The sequence below is a fragment of the Microbacterium sp. Root53 genome (genome assembly GCF_001426925.1).
GTDB lineage: Bacteria > Actinomycetota > Actinomycetes > Actinomycetales > Microbacteriaceae > Microbacterium.
Genome location: NZ_LMFR01000012.1, coordinates 248,976 through 269,156, shown reverse-complemented (window position 1 = coordinate 269,156; position 20,181 = coordinate 248,976). Strand labels below are relative to the sequence as shown.

Sequence of the window (20,181 nt, the reverse complement as noted above, 5' to 3'; positions counted from 1 at the left end):
GCGGGCGGCCCGGCAGGCGCGCCGGGGGAGGGGCATGGCCCCGCGTAGACTGGACTCCCGTGGCTCTCACTATCGGCATCGTCGGCCTGCCCAACGTCGGCAAGTCCACCCTCTTCAACGCCCTGACCAAGAACACGGTGCTCGCCGCGAACTACCCGTTCGCGACGATCGAGCCCAACGTGGGCGTGGTCGAGCTGCCGGATCCGCGCCTGGACCGCCTCGCCGAGATCTTCGGCTCGCAGCGCATCCTCCCCGCGCCCGTGTCGTTCGTGGACATCGCGGGCATCGTGCGCGGCGCGAGCGAGGGCGAGGGCCTGGGCAACCAGTTCCTGGCGAACATCCGCGAGGCCGACGCGATCGCGCAGGTCGTGCGCGGCTTCGCCGACTCGGACGTCGTGCACGTCGACGGCAAGGTCGACCCGGCCTCCGACATGGAGACGATCAACACCGAGCTGATCCTCGCCGACCTGCAGACCCTCGAGAAGGCGATCCCGCGCATCGAGAAGGAGGTCAAGGGCAAGAAGACCGACCCGGCCGTCCTGGATGCCGCGAAGGCCGCCAAGGACGTGCTCGACGCGGGGAAGACCCTCTTCCAGGCCGGCTTCGACGTCTCGCCCATCCGCGAGCTGGGCCTTCTGACCGCCAAGCCGACGCTGTTCGTCTTCAATGTCGACGAGGGCGTGCTGACCGACGAGGCGCGCATGGCCGAGCTCGCCGCGCTGGTCGCCCCCGCCAAGGCCGTGTTCCTCGACGCCAAGGTCGAGTCGGAGCTGATCGATCTCGACGCCGACGAGGCGCTCGAGCTGCTGCAGTCGCTCGGCCAGCAGGAGTCGGGCCTCGACCAGCTCGCCCGCGTGGGCTTCGAGACGCTCGGCCTGCAGACCTACCTCACCGCCGGCCCCAAGGAGTCGCGCGCGTGGACGATCCGCAAGGGCTGGACCGCCCCGCAGGCCGCGGGCGTCATCCACTCGGACTTCGAGCGCGGCTTCATCAAGGCCGAGGTCGTCTCGTTCGCCGACCTGGACGAGGCCGGATCGATGGCCGACGCCAAGGCCAAGGGTCGCGTCCGCATCGAGGGCAAAGACTACGTCATGCAGGACGGCGACGTCGTGGAGTTCCGCTTCAACGTCTGACGTTCTGCGCGTAACGTGAGCCTCCCGGCGAGAGGAGGATCCCGATGTCCGCAGACGCCGACGACATCGCGCCCCGGCACATCCCAGCGCTCGAAGAGTCGACCATCCCGGAGCTGGAGGAGGACGAGACGATCGCGCCCCGGCCGGAAGAGGAGATCGCGGACGTTCTTCGGGCAGAGCCCGACGTCGCGGACCACAGCGGTCGCAGCGAGTGACATCCGGCCGGGAGTGCCCCGTGGTGCTGGCTCAGGAGAAGAGCTGGCGGAGCGCGTCCGGGTCGCCGGAGTCGACCACCTGCTGGACAGCGTGGATGACGTCCTGGTCGGTGAACATTCCCTTGAGCGTGTCGTTCCAGATGGCCCGCACGGTCTCGATGTCACCTGCGTCGACCGCCACGCCCGCCGCCGTGATGGCCTCCTGGTAAGGGATCTGCTGGAAACCGGCCTGCGCGTCCACCGGACTGTGGAGCGGCACCCACGGGGTGTCGGGGTTCGGTGTGAGCCAGAGCACCAGCCCCGGGTACACGTAGCGCTCGTGGTTCAACGAGGCGACGTTCGGGTACGCGCAGAGCCGTTCAACGATCACGGCCTCGACGTCACCGGCCGCGACGGTGTACGTCAAGGGGGCCCCGTCGTCCCCGAAGGTCACCTCGCCCTGCGCGAACTCCCGCGCGCCGAGATCCCGCAGAGGCTGCCTTCGCTCCCAGCGCCAATCGTCCGTGTAGCTGACGACCTCCGACATGCGCGAGCAGGTCTCCGGCTCGGCCGAATCCGGCGCTGGAGCGGCCGTGGGAGTCGGCTCGCTCTCAGTGGCAGCCGCAGCGGGGGAGGCCTTGGGTGTCTGCTCGGCGGCCTCGGGCGCCGCGGTGGCGGTGCATCCGGCCAGTGTCATCGTGGCGAGGGCCAAGGCGGCAAGCGCCGTGCCGATCGTGGCGTTGTGGGACATCCGTGCGGCTCCTTCGATGGCGCGACTCATGGTCACAGCAGCGATCAAGCGGTCTCGCGCGCCGCCCGCCGTCACTCGTCCGTGACGGGGCGGCGTCCCATGATCAGGGCGAAGATCGCGCCGGACAGGTTGTGCCAGACCGAGAACACCGCGGCCGGCAGCGCCGCGAGCGGCGAGAAGTGCGCGGCGGCGAGCGAGGCCGCGAGCCCCGAGTTCTGCATGCCGACCTCGATGCTGATCGCGCGGCGCTCGCGCTGGGTCATGCGCATCCCCCACGCGGCGAGGTAGCCGAGCAGCAGGCCGAAGCCGTTGTGCAGGAACACCGCGAGGAAGACGAGCAGGCCGGCCCCGACGATCCGGTCGGCGCTGCCGGCGACCACGGCCGCCACGATCAGGGCGATCGCCACGGTCGACAGCCACGGAAGCACGGGCTGCGCGCGCTCGACCCAGCGGCGCAGCAGCAGGCGCACGACGAGGCCCGCGACGACCGGCAGCAGGACCGTCTGCAGGATCGACATCATCATCGAGGCGAACGGAACCTCCAGGAACTGCCCGGCCAGCCAGAGGGTGAGGAGCGGCGTGAGCACCGGCGCCAGCAGGGTCGAGCACGTCGTGACGGTGACCGAGAGCGCCGTGTCACCGCGGGAGAGATACGTGACGACGTTCGACGCGGTGCCGCCCGGGGCGCATCCAACGAGGATCACACCGGCGGCGAGTTCGGCGGGGAGCTGCAGCGCGAGCGCGATCAGCCACGCGGTGAGCGGCATGATCAGGTACTGCAGGACCACGCCGATGGCCACCATCCACGGCCGCTTCAGGATGCGCGTGAAGTCGGGGAGGGTGAGCGTCAGGCCCATCCCGAACATCACGACCCCGAGAAGCCACGGCACCGCCTGCCCGAGCGGCGCGACGGCGCCGGGCAGCAGGAAGCCGATCACGCCGGCGACGATCACGAGGATGGGGAAGACCGTCACGGCGAGGCGCGCGGCGCGGTCGGCTGCGGGGGAGGCGACGTCGGGGACGCGTTCGATGGTGCTCATCCCTCTTGGTTATCAGATTTCTCCCGTGCACCGTGCGTTCTGCGCAGTCGCGAGGCCTGCGCGGCCGCGGAAGGTGGGCGGAATGATCGGTGGGTCGCGTTCCCTCGTCCGCACTCGTTCGCGCGCTAGCGTGGACCCGATCACCGACTCGAGGAGGCCAGATGCCGGACGTCGTCGACTTCGTGAACGTGTCGACCGAGGGGCTGGAGTCGTCGCCCGTGGCCGAGGCGCTCGCCGGGCTGCGCGCGAACGAGGCGCGGTACTTCAGGAACAAGTACGACCACACGTTCGAGGTCACGCCCGCCGATGAGGCACCCGACGTGATGGCCTACATCGAGCGGGTGCTCAAGGACGAGCGCGGGATCGAGATCGCCTCGCGCCCGCTCGAGGTGTCGGAGTTCGAGGTCGACGGCACCCGGTGGAGCTACGTGTTCTACGAGTCGGGGCTCTCGATCAATGTGCTGTACACGCTCGCCGAGGGCGGGAAGCGCGCCGTCGGGTTCAAGCTGTCGCAGGGCATGGATGTCCCGACCGAGCTCGCCGCGTTCAAGTTCGCTCGGCAGCGCTCCAAGCTGGCCGGCGAGATCCGTGGTTCGTACTTCGTGATCAAGGGCGAGTACTGAGCGCAGGCGCTCGTCCGCGGGGTCCGCGGGGCCGAGTGCGACCACCCGCCGCTGCCGATGGCTGTGGATGAGCGGACGGGCGGTCGCGCCCCGGGCCCTGGCTACTTCAGCTGGCCGCGCACCTCGCCGCCGGGGTACGTCGGCGTGTGCACGTTGACGTAATAGGCGCCCGGGTTGGCGCGCACGCCGTCGAGGATCGCGGGATCGGTGACGGTGGTGCAGTCGTCGACCTGGAACGAGGTCTCGGCCGGCACCTCGAGCGGGATGACCACGGGGCCCGGCTCGTCGCGCGGGCCGATGTGGATGTGCGCCGCGCCCGCCGGCTGCGTCAGCCCGACGACGTCGAGTGTGTAGCAGAACTGATCGCCGTCGATCGTGTAGGTGAACTTGCCGTGCGCGCCTCCTTCAGCGCCGGTCGTCTCCTGTCCGTTGTTGACGGGGATGGCCGGTGCGGCGTGGGCGGCCGCGGTGCCGGCGCCGACGGCGAGGACCGCGACCGCGGTCGCGAGCGTGGCGCGAGTGAGGTGGTGCATGATGTGACGCCTCTTCCTTGTGGTCCACACCGCGGCGCGGGCGCGCCGCGGGCTCCCCCTGTGAACGGGACACGAGGCGGGCCGCGTCCGGGTTCAGAACCCGATCGCGGTCACTCGATCTCACCGGGGAGCAGCACCCGTGCGGCGACCACGTCGCCGATGTCGATCCGCTCGGCGCGCTGGACCGCGACCTTGATCGGGAGCAGGAAGCGGCCGTCCTTCGGCCACATCGCGGTGTCGAACTCGGTGTCGCCGATCGTGGCGATCACCGGCACCTGACCCCAGTAGATCAGGCCGCGCGCGGCCTGCTTTATGTCCTCCGAGACGTCCACCGGCAGGGGTGCGAACACGAACGGAGCCGGACCGCGCCACGAGATCAGCTCCGCCTCGAACTCCCATGCCATGCGGCCGAGGCTACTCGCGACGCCTCTGGACCGCTCGGGGCCGCCGCGCCAGACTGACGCCGGAGGTGATCCGCATGGCACGGACCGTGGTCTACGAGTTCGGCGTCTCGCTGGACGGGTACATCGCTGCCCCCGACGGGTCCATCGACTGGACCACGCCCGACGAGGAGGAGATGACGTTCCGCACGGCGCACACCGCCGAGCTCGACGCCCACCTGTGCGGGCGGCGGCTGTACCAGGACATGCTGCCCTGGGAGAAGGGCTTCACGTTCGGCGAGAGCGGGCCCGACTTCGCGCGCATCTGGCAGAACCTGCCTAAGGTCGTGTTCTCGCGCACGCTCGAGCGGGTGGAGGGCAACGCCACGCTCGCGTCCCAGCCGGTCGCGGACGAGCTCGATCGGCTGGACGGTCTCGTCGCGGTGGGCGGCGCCGGGCTGGCGGCCACGCTCGCCGCGCAGGATCTGATCGACGAGTACCGGACCTTCACCTATCCGATCGTGCTCGGCGGCGGCACGCCGTACCTGCCGCACCTGGCCGGCCCGCTCGCGCTCGAGCTCGTCGAGTCCCGCGCCATCGGTCAGATCGTCTACCAGCGGCACCGGCGCATCCGGAGCTGACGGCGGCCCGCACGGCGTCCGACCGGCTCAGTCGCCGCGCCCGTGCTCGCGCTCGCGGCGCACCCGACGGCCGGACAGGCTCTCGATCGCGAATCGCAGATGCAGCGGGCGTGTACCGCCGGCCCACGGCACCACGCGTCCCGGGTCCGGGATGCGCGCGACCTCGTCATCGGCCATCACGGCGAGCGTGCCGTACGTCAGCACGCTCCAGCCGATGCCGCCGATCGGCTCGTGGTAGTCCACCTCGAAGGCCAGGGGGCCCTCGGCATCGGGGAGCGCGCTGAGCACGCCGTCGGTCGTGGTGCGGATGGCGACGTCGCCCTCGTGCATCAGATAGCTCACGGGGATGATCTCCACCCGTCCGTCGCGGACGAAGCCCAGACGACCGACCGTCGCGGAGCGCAGCAGCTCTCGGCAGTCCTTCTCGCTCAGCGTGACGATCACCCTGCACCTCCGCTCGCGCGACGGCTCGCGCGCTCCGATGGTACGACCGCTGGGGTCGTGCGCCCAAGGCCCGGCCGCGCGCGCAGGGGAGGGCTTGCGGGTGCGAGGATCGAGGGGTGACCGCTCCGAAGTACCGCGAACTCGCCGAGATGCTGCGACAGCAGGTCTCACAGGCCCCGATCGGCGCACCGGCGCCGAGTGAGCGCCAGCTCGCCGAGGAGACGGGCGTCTCGCGGATGACCGCGCGCCGGGCGATCGATGAACTCGTCAAGGAGGGGCTGCTGACCCGCGAGGTGGGCCGCGGCACGTTTGTCGCCCGCCCGACCATCAGCGTGCCGCTGCAGCTGACGAGCTTCACCGACGACATGCGCGCACGAGGTCACGTGCCGTCGAGCCGCCTGCTCGAGCTGGCGGACCGGCCTGCGGACGCGAGGGTCGCGGGGGTGCTGGGGGTGGAGCAGGGCACGCCCGTCACGGTGCTCGCCCGCGTGCGGATGGCGGACGGCGTGCCCATGGCGATCGAGCGCAGCAGCCTGCGCGCCGACCGGTTCCCCGGCCTCGCCCGCTACGACTTCGAGAACGAGTCGCTGTACCGCGTCCTCTCGGAGGACTACGGCGCGCGGTTCGAGGCCGGGGAGCAGGTGATCCGGGCGGGCATCGTGCGGGACGAGGACGCCGAGATCCTGGAGATCCCGAGCGGCGCCCCCGTGCTCGAGCTCGTGCGCGTCTCGGTCTCGCGAGGCGAGGTGGTCGAGTGGACCACGTCGACCTACCCCGCCTCGCGGTTCGAGCTGTCCGCCCGGATCGCTCCGGTCACAGTTCGGGGATCTGAGCTTCGAAGCGCTCTACGAGTCCGCGATTGAACTCGTCGTTCCCCGGCATGTTGGCGCTGCGCCAGCGCGGAGCGTCCGGCGCGAGCTGATACACCTCGCGCAGGATCAGCGTCCACAGCGTGTTGTTCGCGATGCTCGACACCGGCGCTGTGACCGGCGCCTCCGGCGGCCAGGTGGCATCACCCGGGGGGACGGCCGTGTCGAGCACGATGTCCGCGATGTCGACCAGCTTGCGCCCGGAGCGCTTCGGCGCCGCCTCACTCGACCGCCGCGACGTGACCGCGATCACGGTCGCGCCCGCCGCCTTGGCGGCCTCGGCCACCTCGACGGGGAACGGGTTCACGCCCGAGTTCGAGAACACGATCACGGTGTCGTCCGCGCCGATCTCGGCGGCCGCGGCCGCCGCGGCGCCCAGGCCCTCCTCGCGCTCGGCCGCCGTGGCCGTGCGGGCGCCGTGGAAGGGCAGCACCCGCTCGTGCCAGATCGGTCGCACGAACGCCAGTCCGCCGGCCCGGAAGAACGTCTCCAGCACCGAGGCGAGGGAGTGCCCCGCGCCGGTCGGGCGGACCAGGCCGCCCGACTCGGCGCTGCGGACGATCGCCGCGGCCGCCTGCTCGATGGCCTCCCGATTGGTCGAGCCGACGTGGTCGACGTACTCGGAGAGGCTCTCCATCACAGCCAGCCCTTCTCCGTGAGGGCCTGCTCGAGGCGCTCACGCACGTGCTTGACGTCCACGAAGCTCGTGATCGGCACCGCGACCGGCGCGATCCCGCCGACCTCGGACAGGTACGACGGCTGGCCGATCACGACGTCGGGGCGCTGTCCGCGCGCCGAGCCGACGTCGGCGTGGTCGAGCGAGGCGGGCACGCCCATCTGCTCGAGCGCCTTCTGGGTCGTCGTGCGCAGGATCAGGCTCGAGCCCATGCCGGCGCCGCACACCGCGAGCACCGTGAGCGTCTCGGGGCGGTCCGTGGTGGCCACGGCGACAGGCGCGTGCTGGGCGCCGTGCTGCACCGCGTCGGTCGACGCGATGGTCGCCTCGGCGGCGGGGTCGACGAACGCCGCGTGCGTCTCGGTCTCCTCCGAGAGCTCGGCCTGCGCGGGCATCCGGCGACCGGCGAGCACCAGCACGGCGATCGTGACGGCGACCATGACGACCGCGAGGACCCACGGCGCCGCGGCGCCCAGGGGAGCCAGGAGCTGGCCGAGCCAGGCGAGCGTCCAGCCGACGACGACCCAGTCGGAGTCGATCAGCGTCGCGAGCTCCGGAGCCGTGGTGTTCCACACGCCCCAGCTGATCCACTGGCCGAACGCCAGGAACACGCCGTTCAGCACGCCGCCGAAGACGGCACCGCGCCAGCCGGCGACCGCGTTGCCGAACACGCCGCCCGCCGCGCCGCCGAAGAAGAGCATGATCATCGGCGGGACCAGGACGAACCAGCCGAGGCCGGCGAACACGCCCATGAGGACCAGGAACACGACGGCCGAGGCGAGGAAGCCGACGATGACGGCCGTGGGCGCCTGCGTGAACGTGACCGGGAGGTCGAGCGCGGGCTTCGAGCCCGGCAGCGCCTTCTCCGAGAGGCCCTTGAACGCGGGGACGATCTCGGCGAGGAACATGCGCACGCCGAACAGCAGGATGGCGATGCCGGCCGCGAAGCGCAGGGCCTGCAGCAGCGCCCAGACCGCGGGCAGGACGGTCGAGCCGGCCATCTGCTCGGTGACGACCGCGGCGTCCGCGAACGCGATCGCGACGAGCATGATGACGCCGATGACGAACGCGGTCGAGACGTTGATGTCCTTGAAGAACGACAGCGCGCGCGGCAGGTTCAGGTTCTCGGAGTCGTGCTTCTTGGGGTCGCCGAGACGCAGGGCCTTGGCACCGTACGCCGACGCGACCGCGAGCACCGAGTCGGTGTGGGCGAGGCCGATGTCCTCGTTGCCCATGACCTTGCGCATGACCGGCGCGGTCCACAGCGGCTGGAGCACCCAGTAGCAGCCGATGAGCAGCGAGCCGACGCCCGCGAGCACCCAGCGGTTCACGTCGCCGAAGGCCTCGACGAGGCTGGCGGCGATCACGACGCTCATCCAGTACATGAGGTGGCCCGTGAGGTACACGAAGCGGGCCGCCTTGAAGATGCGCACGAACACGAGGTGCACCAGGAAGCCGCCTGCGATGATCAGCGGCACGACGGTTCCGGGTCCTTCGGTGGTGAAGCCGGTCAGCGTGGCGTCCGAGGTCGGCGGCTCGAGGCCCATCGCGCTGGCGACGATCGCCTGGAAGCTGACGAGGCCGCCGACGAAGATCTCGACGCCGATGTTGAGCACGACGACGCCGATCGTGGCGCGCAGGCCGCCGGCGACGACCTGCTCGAACGGCTTGCGCTGCAGGGCCAGGCCGATGATCGCGATGATGCCGATCAGGACCGATACCTGGCTGAACAGGTTGTTGGTGATGACCTCGATGAGGTCTTCGAACGAGAACATTGGCACTCCTGTGTGTCCGGAGGTGGGCAATGGGTGGGGGGTTTTCGGGAATGGTATAGCCCACTTGTTTCCGGCATGCTACACGCCGCAGCGGTCGCCGCGGTAGCGTCGGGTCGTCCGGCGCGCAACCCCTCGCATCGCCGCCCGCATCGTGCGTACGGTCGCGGCATGGCACTCGACACGATGCTCGCGGCAGATATCGAACAGCAGCTCAAGCCGATGGATGAGCGGGAGCGTGCGCAGTTCACGCTCGACCTCGTCGAGGTCGTCCACCGGTACGCGACCTCCGACGCGGTGGGCGAGGAGAAGGTGTCCGGGGAGGAGGGGCTCGAGTCGGTCGTGGAGGCGGCGAGGCGCCATCTCGAGGCGGTCACGCGCGCCTCGGCCGACTGAGCCGGCGCGTCGCTCGGTCGCCGGTCACGGGGGACCGGCGGCCGCGCGACGCGCGTCAGGCCGGGCGGCCCGGCCGCTCAGCCGCGCTCGAGCAGCGCCTGCAGGAGGGGGCCGGCGGTCTCGGCTCCGGAGACACCGGTCTCGACGAACACCGCCACGGCGAGATCGCCGTGTGTGCCCACCATCCAGCTGTGCGTCGGATACGCGCCCGCGTCATCCGGCTCGCCGTACTCCGCCGTCCCGGTCTTCGCGCCGACGGGCTCTCCGGGGATCGCCTGCAGGAACGGCGCGGAGCCCTCGGCGACGACAGCCCGCATCAGGTCCTGCAGGGCCGCGGCCTCGTCCGCCGTGAGCGGCTGCGCGGGCGCGGCCTCTCCCACCCGCTCGGCGATCAGGTGCGGCACGACCGTGTGGCCGGCCTGGATGGAGGCGGCGACCGTCGCCATCGCCAGCGGCGACGCGAGCACGCGCCCCTGACCGATGAGGTCGGCGGCCCACTCCGTCTCGCCCGTGGGCTCCGGCACCTGCCCGAGGAACGCGGGGTATCCGAGATCGATCTCGGCCCCGAGGCCCAGGCTCTCGGCCGCGGCGGCGAGCGCGTCCGCGTCGATCCGGTCCCGCGCGCCGATCAGCGCCGTGTTGCACGAGTTCGCGATCGCCGACCGGAACGAGATGTCGCCCGTCGCGCCCGCCGGGTAGTCGTCGTAGTTGTGGAACGTGTACCCGTCGACCGTGACGGATGCGGGGCAGCTCAGGACGTCGTCCGGCGCGACGCCCGCGCGCAGCAGCGCGAGCGCCGTGACGAGCTTGAACGTGGAGCCGGGGGCGTACTGGCCGGCCGTGGCGGCGTTGGCGCCGCCGTTGCCCTGGCCGTTCGCGGCCGCGAGGATCTCTCCGGTCGAGGGGCGGATCGCGACGATGGCGCTGTCGGGGGAGTCGGCGCCGCCCAGCCCCGACAGGATGCGCTCCGCGTCCGTCTGGAGCGCCCGGTCGAGGGTCAGCGCGAGGGGCTCGGCGGGCTCGCCCTCGAACGTGGCGATGCTGCGCCGGGCCGCATCCGGGTCGACCGCGTCGATATGGATCGTGGGCGTTCCGCGGAGCGTCGCGTCGTGCGCCGCGAGGAGGCCGGCCAGTCCGACCTGGTCGCCGGGGCGCACCGCGCCGTCGGAAGCCTCGACGACCTCGGCCGTCGCCTCCCCGACGTAGCCGAGCAGCTCGCGCGCGAACGTGCGCGTGGGTGCGAGAGGGATCTGATCCGGGACCCGCAGCGCACCGGGGATGCCGGCGAAGTCCGGGCTCACGTGAGCCTGCTCCTCGCCCTCGCGCACCACGAGCGCCTCGACGAAGGCCTCGGGCCCCGCGCCCTCCGCCGCCGCACGGAAGGCGACCGGGTCGATGCCGACCGCGGCCGCGATCCGCTCCGCCGAGGCGCCCACCTCCTCGGCGGGGGTGTTGGCCTTGTCGAGGCCGTACCGGCCCACGGGGCGCATCGTGACGATGGGCTCGCCGGCGGCGTCCACCACATCGGCGCGGGGGCCGTGCTCGCGGCGGATCTCGATCCGCTCGTCCGGGGCGAGCTCGGGGAGGAAGGTCGACGGCGACCAGTCGACGACCCACTCCTGCTCGCGTTCGACGAGCCGGGCGGTCGTGTCGTAGGTCCACTCGCGGCCCTCGATGGTCCACGTCCAGTGCAGGGGGACGGCGGCCTCTGATCCGTCGCGTTCCAGCTCGTCCGCGACGACCTCGACGTCGTAGTCGGAGAGCGGCTCGACCTGCTGGGCGAACGCGGCGGCGGCGTCCGGCTCGGTGAGCCCGACGTCGTCGAGCGAGTGCGCCGACAGGGCCTCGGCGAGGTCCGCGGCCGCGGCGCGCGCGGCGTCCCCGCCGGCGTCCGTGCACGCCGCGAGAGGCAGCAGGAGCGGGAGGAGCATCACGGCGGCGGCGCGGCGGGGCGAGAGGGGCATGGGCGTCCTTCCGAGCGAGCCGTGGGTGCTCCGCCATACTGCCATGACGGAGGATGGCAGCGGCCCGGGGCCCGGGCACCTCAGAGGTTGTCGGCGCGCTTGCGCGGGGTCATGAACCACTCCACGAACCGCTGCGCGCGGCCGTCGGGAGCGAAGTAGACCTCCCAGAGGTTGGTGTAGTGCTGGTGGCCGGGATAGTCCACATGTCCCTTGATGATGCCCAGCCGCTCGTCCTCGATCAGGACCTCGAACGCGTACTCGGGCTCGACCGGCTCGTCGCCGGCCCACATCTCGACGATCGCGTCGATGCCGCGCACCGGCTCGGCGTCGTTCGGGCGGAACCAGTACTCGGCGTCGTCCGTGAAGATCGCCCGGACATCCGACTCGTCCTTCGACTTCCAGGCCCGGAGGTAGCTGTCCAGCCATTCCTGTGCGCGTGACATGCGTCGATCTCCTTCGATCCGTGCGGGGCCGGCGCGCCGCTCCTCGATGATCCCACCGCGGGCCCGGACGGGACAGGGGAGCGGCCGTGCTGCGCACGTCGGCCCTGGCCGGCGCGCGCCTCCGGGACGCGGCGACGGGCGCGGGGACAATGGGCGAGTGCCCATCATCGACAACGCCGTGTACGTCGCCGGACGTCGCATCGAGAACCCCGCCAGCCTCGAGGACACCTTCGAGCACATGCGGGACCGGAACGGCATGGCGTGGATCGGCCTCTTCCGGCCGACGACGGAGGAGATCCAGAAGGTCGCGCAGGAGTTCTCGCTGCACCCGCTCGCGGTCGAGGACGCGCTGTCGGGGCACCAGCGCGCGAAGCTCGAGCGGTACGGCGACACGCTGTTCGCGGTGCTGCTGCCGGCGCGGTACGTCGAGTCGCGGGAGACCGTCGAGCTCGGCGAGCTGCACGTGTTCGTGGGCCCGGACTTCGTGGTCACCATCCGGCATGCCGAGTCGCCGGACCTCGCCCGCGTGCGCAAGCGCATGGAGGCCGTCCCCGACCTGCTCGCGCTGGGCCCGGAGGCCGTGCTGTACGCGATCCTCGACGAGGTGGTCGACGAGTACGAGCCGGTCGCGGGCGGCCTGCAGAACGACATCGACGAGATCGAGGACCTGCTCTTCAGCGACGACGGCGCCGAGCTGTCCCGCCGGATCTACGAGCTCTCGCGCGAGGTGATCGGCTTCCAGCGAGCGGTCGATCCGCTCAGCACCATGCTGGAGTCGCTCCTGCGCGGCGCCGACCGGTACGGGGTAGACATCGAACTGCAGCGGTCGCTGCGCGACGTGCTGGACCACACCATCCGGATCGCGCACCGGCTGGCGTCGTACCGGGCGATCCTGGACAACGCGCTGACGGTGAACTCGACGCTCGTCACGCGCCGGCAGACCGAGACCGCGCTCGCGCAGAACGAGCAGGTGAAGCGGATCTCGGGATGGGCGGCCATCCTGTTCGGCCCGAGCATCGTGGCGGGCGTCTACGGCATGAACTTCCGGCACATGCCCGAACTGGAATGGGTGTGGGGCTACCCTATGGCTCTCGCGCTCATGACCGTGACCGCCGTGGGGCTGTACACGGTGTTCAAGTGGCGCAAGTGGATGTGACGGCGCGCGGGGCCGTGCTCGCGCCTCAGAGCGCGCCGGCCACGACGAGGGCGTCGCGGAGACGCTCGGCGTAGGCGCGGTGCCCCTCCGCGGTGAGATGGACGCGGTCGGGGCCCACAGGCAGGTCCCAGTCGAGGGTCGACACGTACGCCAGGCCGCGGGCCTCCGCCGCGTCGGCCAGGACGCCGTCCACGGCGGCCTCTCCCTCGCGCCCCGGCACGTCCACGGGGCCGACGACCACCACGCGATCCACCGCCCGGGCGGCGTCGAGCACGGCCGAGGCCGCCCGCTCGAGCGTGGCCGGCTGGGCGTAGACGTCGTTGAGCCCGCCCTGGATCACCAGGGTCCGATCCACCTCGGCGACCGCGCGGTCGATGCGGTCGCGGAACGAGTTCGGGCCGCACCCGCCGGTGTTCACGTAGCCCGTGAACGCGATCGCGTCCAGCTCGACCGTCAGACCGGGCTCGAGCGCGGGCAGCGCGTCGGTCCAGCGGCGGCCGCGATCGCGCAGCGAGTCCCCGGCCGAGTAGGAGTCGCCCAGCACGGTGAGCTCGCGGTCGCCCGCTCCCAGGCGCTCGATCTCGCCGAAGCGCTGCTGGTATGCGCGGATGTCGTCGCAGCCCGGGGGAGCGTCCTCCGCGCGCGTCAGCGACACGGCAGCCACCGCGCCGCCCGCGGCGAGAGCGCTCGCCGCGAGGACGGCGGCGAGGATCCGGCGATGACGCATCCGCTCAGTCTGGCGCGCCGATCCTGCCCGGACCCTGGACGCCGCCGCCCGCACCCCGCGCGGTCACTCCTCGGAGATCTGCTCGACGGTCTCGCCCGTCTCGGTCGCCTCGAGATTGCGTGCCACATCGGCCTGGCTGATGATGCCGACCAGCTGGTGGTCCTCGATCACCGGCAGGCGGCGCACCTGGTGCTGCTCCATGAGCGTGAGCGCGTCGCGGACGTCGGCGCCCGCATCCACCCAGACCGGCGTTCCCTCGCCGAGCGAGCCCGCCGTGTCCGTGCGGGGGTCCCCGCCCTTCGCGAGGCACTTCACGACGATGTCGCGGTCGGTGAGCATGCCCTTCAGCCTGCCGTCCTCGCCGCAGATCGGCAGCGCACCCACGTCGAGGTCCGCCAGCAGCATCGCCGCGTCCACGAGCGTGTCGTTCTCGCCGATGCAGCGGGGGTCGGGGGTCATGATGTCGCGTGCGGTGGTCATGGCGTTCGTCCTCTCTCGTGCGGTGGTCCCGGATGATCCGGGCGTGCAGTCGACGCTAGGAGGGGCCGGCAGGATGCGCCTCCGCCTTGACAGCGGCGCGGCGGGGGCGTAACCCTACGGCGCGGGCGGCGCCTCGTCCCCGCCGCCCAGGTGCCGGCCGAGCAGCAGGACCGCGACGCCCGTGAGCATCAGCACCAGCATCGCGGCGCGCAGCCCGGCCCCGTCGGCGATCGCGCCCACGAGGGGGCTCGTGCCGAGGAAGCCCAGCCGCATGAGCCAGCTCACGATCATCACGCCCGTGCCCTCCGCGAGTCCGGGGACACGCGAGGCCGCCGTGAGCGCGCTGGGGACGAGCGTCGCGCAGCCGAGGCCGACGGCCGCCAGGCCCGCGAAGAACAGCCCGGACTGACCGCTGACGATCCCCAGGCCGCCCGCGGCGACGAGGGCGCCGCCCGAGCGCGCGACCGCCGCCCTTCCGAATCGGTGGATGAGCGCATCCCCCGTGAACCTGCCGATGCACTGGCTCCCGATCACGACCGTGAAGGCGATGCCTGCCGCGCCCGCCTCCACGCCGCCGAGCTCGACCGCCGACAGCGCCGCCCAGTTGTTCGCGACGTCCTCGAGCATCGTGCCCGCGACCGCGATGACGACCAGCGGCAGCACGGCGCGCAGCACGGGAGCCCATCGTCGCAGGCGGCGGTCGGCGTGCGGCGGGGCCTCGCCGCTCGGCGCGTCCATCGGGCCGACCAGCCATGGGCCGACGCCGACCGCGACCACGCCGACGACCCCGGCCGGCACGAGGTGCACCCACATGTCGACGCCCGAGGCGGCGGCCGCGGTCGCGACCGCCCCGCCGGCGACGCCGCCCAGGCTCCACAGCGCGTGCATCGAGGAGAGGACCGGTCGGCCGGCACGCGTCTGGGCCCGGAGGCCCACGACGTTCTGCGCGACGTCGACCACGGCGTCCGCGAAGCCCGCCGCGAACAGGCAGAGGGCCAGGAGCGCTCCCGTCGGCGCCCAGGCGGCCGCGGCCACGGCAGCGGCCAGCACCGACGTCAGGGCGACGCACACCGGCAGCGGGCCGAAGCGGCGGATCAGCGGGGCCGGCAGAGTCGACGACAGGATGGCGCCGACCGCGAAGCACGCCACGATGAGGCCGAACTCGGCCGGGCCCAGGCGGAGCTCGCGGGTCAGCAGCGGATACCAGGGGAGCAGGGCGGCGAACGTGGCGCCGTTGCCGGCGAACAGCAGGCCGGCGCCCGCGACCTGCCGGCGGGAGGAGGGCATTCGAGAGGAGATCACGCTCGACCTGCGCGAGCTGGAGGAGTACGGTGCGATCCGCCGCATCCGGGGCGGCGCGGAGCCGGCGCCGCGGCGGGGCTCGCCCTATCCGTTCGACGTGCGCGCGGGCTCGGATCGGGCCGCCAAGCAGGCCCTCGCGGAGGCGGCGGCGCAGCTCGTCCCGGAGCGCGCGACGGTCGCGATCGACAACGGCACGACCGCGCTGGCCGTGGCTGACCGGCTCGCCGGGCGCGACCTGAGCGCGATGGCGCTCTCCCTGCACGCGGCAGCCGCGCTCGCGCGCCGTGCCGGCGTCGAGGTGATCGTGCCGGGCGGACCGGTCGCGCAGGACGATCTGTCGTTCCACGGTCCGGGCGCCGCGGAGGCGGTCCGGGCCATGCGATTCGACGTCGCCGTGCTCGGGGCTTGCGCAGCCGATCCGGAGGCGGGGCTGACGGTCGCCGGATGGGGCGACGCGCAGGTCAAGCGGGCGCTCCTCGAGACGGCGCGCCGCGTCGTGCTCGTCGCGACCGCCGACAAGTTCACCCGCACGGCGGCGCACCGTTTCGGGGCGCTCGCCGACCTGGACACGGTCGTGACCACGCAGGACGCGCCCGCGGACGTGGTGCATCTCCTGCGCGACCGCGGCGTCGAGGTGGTCACCGTGCCCGTGCCCGAGAGCCCCTGAGCCGCGGCCCACGCCGCTGCGCGGCGGGCGTACGATGGCGGGCGTGAGTTCGCCCGAAGACGACGCCGTCGCCCCTGCCGCCGCGCCTCAGGCGCGAGCCGAGGCCGGGGCGGCGGAGCTCCTGTCCCTCGCCGCCCTGCCGCTCGTGCCGCTGGGCGAGGACGCCGCCGGCCTGTGCGTCGACGGCGTCTGCCGCCTGCCGGACTGACCGCCGCGGCTCAGCGGTCCGGGCCCAGCCGTCCGGCTCAGTGGCCGGCCGCGAGCTCGCCGGGCTGGTCCGCGGGCTTGCGCACGAAGAACGCCGCGCCCACCGCGATGATCGCCACGATCGCCGAGAACAGGAACGCCGCGCGCGCCCCCGCCGCCCCAGCGGCGAGCTCGGCCACGCCCGCCGCCTCGCGCGAGGCCGCCACCGACGCCATGGTCGTGATGAGCACCGCGACGCCCGCCGCGCCCGCGACCTGCTGAAGCGTGTTCAGCACCGCGGAGCCGTGCGAGTAGAGCCGCGGCTGCAGCGAGCCGAGCGAGGCGGAGAACAGCGGCGTGAACGACATGGCCATGCCGATCGACATCGTGATCTGCGCGATCACGAGGGCGAACACGGGGGTCGACTCGGTGAGCGTCGCGTAGAACACCATCACGCCGGCCACCAGGATCGTGCCCGGGATCAGCAGGATGCGCGCGCCCCGCGCGTCGTAGATGCGGCCGATGACCGGTCCGAGCAGACCCATCGTGACGGCGCCGGGAAGCACGACCAGGCCCGCCTCCGTGGCGGTCAGGCCCGCGACGTCCTGCATGTACAGCGGCAGGGCCGTGAACGTGCCGAACATCGCGAGCGACAGGATGCCCATCACGACGATCGCCATCGTGAAGTTGCGCGACAGGAACACCCGCAGGTCGAGGAGCGCGTCGTCGACGCGCTGCAGCCGCAGCTGGCGCCAGATGAACAGCGCGAGCACGACGACCGAGGCCGCGATGATCCCGCCCGCCGTCCCGGCGGGCAGCGCCGAGGCGCCGCCGTGCGAGCCGCCGCCCATCTGGCTCAGCCCGAACACGATGCCGCCGAACGCGATGGCCGAGAGCACGACCGAGAGCACGTCGAGCGGCGCCTTCGAGGTCTCGCCGAGGTTGGTGAGGAGCTTCGCGCCGATCGCCAGCGCGACGACCGCGATGGGCAGCACGACGCCGAAGATCCAGCGCCAGCTCGCCACGTCGAGCAGGACGCCCGCGAGGGTGGGGCCGATCGCGGGGGCCAGCGAGATGACGATGCCGACGCGGCCCATGATGCGGCCGCGCGCGTGCGCCGGCACGACGCGCATGACGGTCGTCATGAGCAGCGGCATGGCGATCGCGGTGCCGGCCGCCTGCACGATCCGGCCGATCAGCAGCATCGAGAACCCGGGCGCGACCATGCAGATCAGCGTGCCCGCCGTGAACAGCGACATCGCGAGCAGGAACGCCTGCCGGGTGGTCAGCCGCTGGAGCAGGAAGCCCGTGGTCGGGATGACCACGGCCATGGTGAGCATGAACGCGCTCGTCAGCCACTGGCCCAGCTCGGGCGGGACGCCGAGATCGACGTTCAGGTGCGGGATCGCGATGCTCATCGTGGTCTCGTTGAGGATCGCGACGAACGCCGCGATCAGCAGCAGCCAGATGACCCGCATGCCCTTCGGGTCCACCTCGGGCTGGCGGGGGATCGATCCGGTGCTCGGGGCGGTCTCGGTGGCGGTCATCGTGCTCCTCGGCGGAAAGGACGGATCATCCCCGCGTGTCGGCGGCCGGGGCGGCGAGCGAAGGCTCGGACGGGCGGCCGCGAGGGGGTGAACCACGCGAGGGCCGCCGGACTCTCAAGCGTAACCGCGGGGTCGGACATCCCATTCCCGCCTGGCGAGAGAATTCTCCGGGGCGTCACCAGAGCGTCCCAGACCGGCCGGTGCGTCGGCGGCCGTCATTAGGCTGACCGCATGAGCATGGCGATGCGCGGAGGCGGCGGGCATCGCCCGGGCGGCTTCGGGCGCATGGACGAGGACGCCCTGCGCCGGCAGAACGCCGAGGCGCCGCGCGTGCCGGATCTGCGCCGCCGCGTGTTCGCCCTCTTCCGGCCCTACCGGGCGCGCATCGCGGTCACGATGGGCCTGGTCGTGCTGGGCGCGGCCATCGGCGCGATCCCTCCGCTGGTCATCCAGCGCATCTTCGACGACGCGCTCTTCCCGACCGACGGCGGCCCGGTCCAGCTGCCGCTGCTCGTGCGGCTGGTGCTGCTCATGGTCGGGCTGTACGTCGCCGGCGCCCTGGTGGGCGTCGCGCAGACGTGGTTCACGTCGAACGTCGGCAACCGCGTCACGGGCGACCTCCGGGTCCGGATGTTCGAGCACCTGCAGGGGATGGAGCTGGGCTTCTTCACCCGCACGAAGACCGGCGTCATCCAGTCGCGCCTGCAGAACGACGTGGGCGGCGTCTCGGGCGTCCTGACCAACACGGTCGCGAGCATCCTGGGCAACACGGTCACGGTCGTCGCGTCGCTCGTGGCGATGATCCTGATCGACTGGCGGCTCACGCTGATCGCGGTGGTGCTGATGCCGATCCTGGTGCTCGTGCAGCGGCGCGTCGGGCAGATCCGCGCCAGGATCGCGGCGCAGACGCAGCAGTCGCTGTCGGAGCTGACCGCGATCACGCAGGAGACGCTGAGCGTCTCGGGCATCCTGCTGTCGAAGTCGTTCAACCGGCAGCGCACCGAGTCGGCGCGGTACGCGGAGGAGAACGCCAACCAGATCCGCCTGCAGGTGCGCCAGGCGATGAGCGGGCAGGGCTTCTTCGCCGTGGTGCACGTGCTGATGGCGAGCGTCCCGGCGGTGATCTACCTGGTGGGCGGGTTCCTGCTGGCCGGCGACGCGGGGCTCGTGACGGCAGGGACGATCGTGGCCTTCACGACCGTGCAGGCGCGGCTGCTGCAGCCGCTGATCGGGCTGATGCGCGTCGCGCTCGACGTCCAGACCTCCGCGGCGCTGTTCGCCCGCATCTTCGAGTACCTCGATCTGCGGCCCGCGATCACCGACGCGCCCGACGCCATCCCGGTGACGGAGGCGCCCGGGCCGATCGGGCGGATCGAGTTCCGCGACGTCACGTTCCGCTACCCGGATGCGGCCCCCGACTCGCGCCCCACGCTCGACGGCGTCTCGTTCACGGTCGAGCCGGGCCAGCAGGTCGCTTTCGTCGGCCCGAGCGGCGCGGGCAAGACCACCGTGCTGTACCTGACCCCGCGGCTGTACGAGGCGTCGTCGGGGCAGGTGCTCTTCGCGGGAGAGGACGTGCGGCGCCTGCGGCACGAGTCGATCATCGACCACGTGGGCATCGTGTCGCAGGAGACCTATCTGTTCCACGCCACGATCCGCGAGAACCTCGCCTACGCGCGGCCGGACGCGACCGACGCCGAGATCGAGGAGGCGTGCCGCAAGGCGAACATCCACCACATCATCGCGGGCTTCGAGCACGGCTACGACACCGTGGTGGGCGAGCGCGGCTACCGCCTCTCGGGCGGCGAGAAGCAGCGCATCGCGATCGCGCGCGTGCTGCTCAAGGACCCGCCGGTGCTGCTGCTCGACGAGGCGACGAGCGCGCTCGACACCGTGTCCGAGCGCATCGTGCAGGAGGCCCTCGAGACGGCGGCGGCGGGCCGGACGACCCTCTCGATCGCGCACCGCCTGTCGACCGTGATCGACGCCGACGTCATCCACGTGGTCGAGGCGGGTCGGATCGTCGAGTCCGGCACGCACGCCGAGCTGGTGGCGCTCGGCGGTCTGTACGCCGAGCTCGCCGAGGAGCAGCTCGCGGCGAACCGCGTGCTCGAGGCCGAGGCCGAATCGGAGGAGGGCCGCGACCCCGCGCTGCGCGCGCGCCGCGCCGACCGCCCTCCCGCCGACGAGCGCCCGCCGGCCGCGCCCGAGCCGGTCGCGCTGCTGGAGTCGCCCGCGCCTCTTCCCGAGGCCTAGG

Annotated in this window: 23 protein-coding genes; 10 read left to right on the top strand and 13 right to left on the bottom strand. The window is 72.3% G+C overall.

The annotated features are described in order from the left end of the window. Positions 1–59 precede the first annotated feature (59 nt). Positions 60–1,133, top strand: a complete 1,074-nt coding sequence (gene ychF / locus ASD19_RS06160; protein WP_055989820.1) for a redox-regulated ATPase YchF — start codon at positions 60–62, stop codon at positions 1,131–1,133. 44 nt (positions 1,134–1,177) lie between these two features. Continuing rightward, positions 1,178–1,348 carry a hypothetical protein gene (locus ASD19_RS14330; RefSeq protein WP_156377125.1) on the top strand — a complete coding sequence of 57 codons (171 nt, stop codon included), beginning with the start codon at positions 1,178–1,180 and terminating at the stop codon, positions 1,346–1,348. Between the two features lie 31 nt (positions 1,349–1,379). On the opposite strand, the gene ASD19_RS06155 is transcribed toward ASD19_RS14330, so the two are convergent. Further along, on the bottom strand, positions 1,380–2,078 hold the full coding sequence (locus ASD19_RS06155; RefSeq protein ID WP_055989817.1) for a hypothetical protein: 699 nt from the start codon (positions 2,076–2,078) through the stop codon (positions 1,380–1,382). A 71-nt stretch (positions 2,079–2,149) separates the two neighbouring features. Further along, entirely contained in the window at positions 2,150–3,118 is a 969-nt protein-coding gene (locus ASD19_RS06150) for a bile acid:sodium symporter family protein (RefSeq protein ID WP_055989815.1), read from the bottom strand. 161 nt (positions 3,119–3,279) lie between these two features. Between ASD19_RS06150 and ASD19_RS06145 the strand changes: the two genes are divergently transcribed. Then, positions 3,280–3,741, top strand: a complete 462-nt coding sequence (locus ASD19_RS06145; protein WP_055989812.1) for a hypothetical protein — start codon at positions 3,280–3,282, stop codon at positions 3,739–3,741. Positions 3,742–3,842: 101 nt separating this feature from the next. On the opposite strand, the gene ASD19_RS06140 is transcribed toward ASD19_RS06145, so the two are convergent. After that, positions 3,843–4,274, bottom strand: a complete 432-nt coding sequence (locus ASD19_RS06140; RefSeq protein WP_055989809.1) for a CHRD domain-containing protein — start codon at positions 4,272–4,274, stop codon at positions 3,843–3,845. A 110-nt stretch (positions 4,275–4,384) separates the two neighbouring features. Further along, on the bottom strand, positions 4,385–4,678 hold the full coding sequence (locus ASD19_RS06135; RefSeq protein WP_055989806.1) for a DUF1905 domain-containing protein: 294 nt from the start codon (positions 4,676–4,678) through the stop codon (positions 4,385–4,387). Positions 4,679–4,752: 74 nt separating this feature from the next. On the opposite strand from ASD19_RS06135, the gene ASD19_RS06130 reads away from it, so the two are divergent. Beyond that, positions 4,753–5,295, top strand: a complete 543-nt coding sequence (locus ASD19_RS06130) for a dihydrofolate reductase family protein (protein ID WP_055990606.1) — start codon at positions 4,753–4,755, stop codon at positions 5,293–5,295. A 27-nt stretch (positions 5,296–5,322) separates the two neighbouring features. On the opposite strand, the gene ASD19_RS06125 is transcribed toward ASD19_RS06130, so the two are convergent. Continuing rightward, on the bottom strand, positions 5,323–5,739 hold the full coding sequence (locus tag ASD19_RS06125) for a pyridoxamine 5'-phosphate oxidase family protein (protein ID WP_055989803.1): 417 nt from the start codon (positions 5,737–5,739) through the stop codon (positions 5,323–5,325). Between the two features lie 116 nt (positions 5,740–5,855). Between ASD19_RS06125 and ASD19_RS06120 the strand changes: the two genes are divergently transcribed. Beyond that, positions 5,856–6,602, top strand: coding sequence for a GntR family transcriptional regulator (locus ASD19_RS06120; protein ID WP_055989801.1), 747 nt, complete (start codon positions 5,856–5,858; stop codon positions 6,600–6,602). Here the strand turns inward: ASD19_RS06120 and ASD19_RS06115 are convergent. Continuing rightward, positions 6,553–7,245 (bottom strand): sugar isomerase domain-containing protein, encoded by a 693-nt coding sequence (locus ASD19_RS06115; protein WP_055989798.1) that lies wholly within the window; start codon positions 7,243–7,245, stop codon positions 6,553–6,555. The two genes, ASD19_RS06120 and ASD19_RS06115, sit on opposite strands and share 50 nt — an antisense overlap. After that, the gene (locus ASD19_RS06110; protein WP_156377124.1) at positions 7,245–9,059 is read right to left on the bottom strand and encodes a PTS transporter subunit IIC; all 1,815 of its coding nucleotides are present in this window, start codon (positions 9,057–9,059) and stop codon (positions 7,245–7,247) included. Before ASD19_RS06110 ends, ASD19_RS06115 begins: the two co-directional genes overlap by 1 nt. Positions 9,060–9,227: 168 nt before the next feature. Between ASD19_RS06110 and ASD19_RS06105 the strand changes: the two genes are divergently transcribed. Next, the gene (locus ASD19_RS06105; protein WP_055989796.1) at positions 9,228–9,452 is read left to right on the top strand and encodes a hypothetical protein; all 225 of its coding nucleotides are present in this window, start codon (positions 9,228–9,230) and stop codon (positions 9,450–9,452) included. Positions 9,453–9,529: 77 nt separating this feature from the next. On the opposite strand, the gene ASD19_RS06100 is transcribed toward ASD19_RS06105, so the two are convergent. Together ASD19_RS06100 and ASD19_RS06095 are read right to left on the bottom strand one after the other, a co-directional pair. Beyond that, a complete protein-coding gene (locus ASD19_RS06100) occupies positions 9,530–11,416 on the bottom strand; it encodes a penicillin-binding transpeptidase domain-containing protein (RefSeq protein WP_055989793.1) in 1,887 nt (628 codons plus the stop codon). Positions 11,417–11,496: 80 nt separating this feature from the next. Continuing rightward, entirely contained in the window at positions 11,497–11,859 is a 363-nt protein-coding gene (locus ASD19_RS06095; protein WP_055989790.1) for a nuclear transport factor 2 family protein, read from the bottom strand. Between the two features lie 157 nt (positions 11,860–12,016). On the opposite strand from ASD19_RS06095, the gene ASD19_RS06090 reads away from it, so the two are divergent. Beyond that, positions 12,017–13,015, top strand: a complete 999-nt coding sequence (locus ASD19_RS06090) for a magnesium and cobalt transport protein CorA (protein WP_055989787.1) — start codon at positions 12,017–12,019, stop codon at positions 13,013–13,015. Positions 13,016–13,040: 25 nt separating this feature from the next. Here the strand turns inward: ASD19_RS06090 and ASD19_RS06085 are convergent, their stop codons facing one another. From ASD19_RS06085 to ASD19_RS06075, 3 genes are all read right to left on the bottom strand, one after another. Further along, positions 13,041–13,742 (bottom strand): SGNH/GDSL hydrolase family protein, encoded by a 702-nt coding sequence (locus tag ASD19_RS06085; RefSeq protein ID WP_055989784.1) that lies wholly within the window; start codon positions 13,740–13,742, stop codon positions 13,041–13,043. 63 nt (positions 13,743–13,805) lie between these two features. Beyond that, the gene (locus ASD19_RS06080; protein ID WP_055989781.1) at positions 13,806–14,222 is read right to left on the bottom strand and encodes a CBS domain-containing protein; all 417 of its coding nucleotides are present in this window, start codon (positions 14,220–14,222) and stop codon (positions 13,806–13,808) included. Positions 14,223–14,336: 114 nt separating this feature from the next. Next, positions 14,337–15,509, bottom strand: a complete 1,173-nt coding sequence (locus ASD19_RS06075) for an MFS transporter (protein ID WP_082543018.1) — start codon at positions 15,507–15,509, stop codon at positions 14,337–14,339. On the opposite strand from ASD19_RS06075, the gene ASD19_RS06070 reads away from it, so the two are divergent. Together ASD19_RS06070 and ASD19_RS14325 are read left to right on the top strand one after the other, a co-directional pair. Then, a complete protein-coding gene (locus tag ASD19_RS06070; protein WP_082543017.1) occupies positions 15,448–16,191 on the top strand; it encodes a DeoR/GlpR family DNA-binding transcription regulator in 744 nt (247 codons plus the stop codon). The two genes, ASD19_RS06075 and ASD19_RS06070, sit on opposite strands and share 62 nt — an antisense overlap. A 43-nt stretch (positions 16,192–16,234) precedes the next feature. Continuing rightward, positions 16,235–16,399 (top strand): hypothetical protein, encoded by a 165-nt coding sequence (locus tag ASD19_RS14325; RefSeq protein WP_156377123.1) that lies wholly within the window; start codon positions 16,235–16,237, stop codon positions 16,397–16,399. A gap of 37 nt (positions 16,400–16,436) precedes the next feature. Here ASD19_RS14325 and ASD19_RS06065 read toward each other — a convergent pair whose 3' ends face one another. Beyond that, on the bottom strand, positions 16,437–17,924 hold the full coding sequence (locus ASD19_RS06065) for an MDR family MFS transporter (RefSeq protein ID WP_055989775.1): 1,488 nt from the start codon (positions 17,922–17,924) through the stop codon (positions 16,437–16,439). A 237-nt stretch (positions 17,925–18,161) separates the two neighbouring features. On the opposite strand from ASD19_RS06065, the gene ASD19_RS06060 reads away from it, so the two are divergent. Continuing rightward, positions 18,162–20,180: an ABC transporter ATP-binding protein gene (locus ASD19_RS06060; protein ID WP_442922523.1), complete on the top strand. Its 2,019-nt coding sequence runs from the start codon at positions 18,162–18,164 to the stop codon at positions 20,178–20,180. The last annotated feature ends 1 nt before the right edge of the window (position 20,181 follow it).

Coding starts and splice junctions, on each gene's coding strand:
- ASD19_RS14330 (WP_156377125.1), top strand. CDS start 1,178: ATGTCCGCAGACGCCGACGACATCGCGCCCCGGCACATCCCAGCGCTC.
- ASD19_RS06155 (WP_055989817.1), bottom strand. CDS start 2,078: ATGTCCCACAACGCCACGATCGGCACGGCGCTTGCCGCCTTGGCCCTC.
- ASD19_RS06150 (WP_055989815.1), bottom strand. CDS start 3,118: ATGAGCACCATCGAACGCGTCCCCGACGTCGCCTCCCCCGCAGCCGAC.
- ASD19_RS06145 (WP_055989812.1), top strand. CDS start 3,280: ATGCCGGACGTCGTCGACTTCGTGAACGTGTCGACCGAGGGGCTGGAG.
- ASD19_RS06140 (WP_055989809.1), bottom strand. CDS start 4,274: ATGCACCACCTCACTCGCGCCACGCTCGCGACCGCGGTCGCGGTCCTC.
- ASD19_RS06135 (WP_055989806.1), bottom strand. CDS start 4,678: ATGGCATGGGAGTTCGAGGCGGAGCTGATCTCGTGGCGCGGTCCGGCT.
- ASD19_RS06130 (WP_055990606.1), top strand. CDS start 4,753: ATGGCACGGACCGTGGTCTACGAGTTCGGCGTCTCGCTGGACGGGTAC.
- ASD19_RS06115 (WP_055989798.1), bottom strand. CDS start 7,245: ATGGAGAGCCTCTCCGAGTACGTCGACCACGTCGGCTCGACCAATCGG.
- ASD19_RS06110 (WP_156377124.1), bottom strand. CDS start 9,059: ATGTTCTCGTTCGAAGACCTCATCGAGGTCATCACCAACAACCTGTTC.
- ASD19_RS06105 (WP_055989796.1), top strand. CDS start 9,228: ATGGCACTCGACACGATGCTCGCGGCAGATATCGAACAGCAGCTCAAG.
- ASD19_RS06100 (WP_055989793.1), bottom strand. CDS start 11,416: ATGCCCCTCTCGCCCCGCCGCGCCGCCGCCGTGATGCTCCTCCCGCTC.
- ASD19_RS06095 (WP_055989790.1), bottom strand. CDS start 11,859: ATGTCACGCGCACAGGAATGGCTGGACAGCTACCTCCGGGCCTGGAAG.
- ASD19_RS06085 (WP_055989784.1), bottom strand. CDS start 13,742: ATGCGTCATCGCCGGATCCTCGCCGCCGTCCTCGCGGCGAGCGCTCTC.
- ASD19_RS06080 (WP_055989781.1), bottom strand. CDS start 14,222: ATGACCACCGCACGCGACATCATGACCCCCGACCCCCGCTGCATCGGC.
- ASD19_RS06075 (WP_082543018.1), bottom strand. CDS start 15,509: ATGCCCTCCTCCCGCCGGCAGGTCGCGGGCGCCGGCCTGCTGTTCGCC.
- ASD19_RS06065 (WP_055989775.1), bottom strand. CDS start 17,924: ATGACCGCCACCGAGACCGCCCCGAGCACCGGATCGATCCCCCGCCAG.
- ASD19_RS06060 (WP_442922523.1), top strand. CDS start 18,162: ATGGCGATGCGCGGAGGCGGCGGGCATCGCCCGGGCGGCTTCGGGCGC.